The following is a 280-nucleotide window of genomic DNA, read 5'->3' on the forward strand; positions in this document are numbered from 1 at the left end:
GATCGCCGTCGATCTACACGTCGAACTGGCCGACGGCAGTACTTGGCATCCGTGGCATGGCCCGCTGCACCAGGCGTACCGATTTCGCTACCGTGACGACCGCGAATACCGCCTGCACAGCGCTGCAACAGGCTTGCTCTATCGCCAACTGCTCGACCGCCACGTCCTGGACTGGCTCAGCGACTATCCGGCTCTCTGGGCACCGCTGCTCTATGTGCTGGCCGGTCAGTACGAACATGCCGGTGTACTAGGGGAACTCGTCGTGCAAGCAGACCGGGCG

Annotated in this window: 1 protein-coding gene; it reads left to right on the plus strand. The window is 63.2% G+C overall.

The genetic code is table 11. The annotated features are described in order from the left end of the window. A partial coding sequence (locus tag AAEZ09_RS28085; protein WP_350601611.1) for a TraI domain-containing protein occupies positions 1-280 on the plus strand: 280 nt, incomplete at both ends.

It is taken from the genome of Pseudomonas sp. 65/3-MNA-CIBAN-0223 (assembly GCF_040310425.1).
GTDB lineage: Bacteria > Pseudomonadota > Gammaproteobacteria > Pseudomonadales > Pseudomonadaceae > Aquipseudomonas > Aquipseudomonas gregormendelii.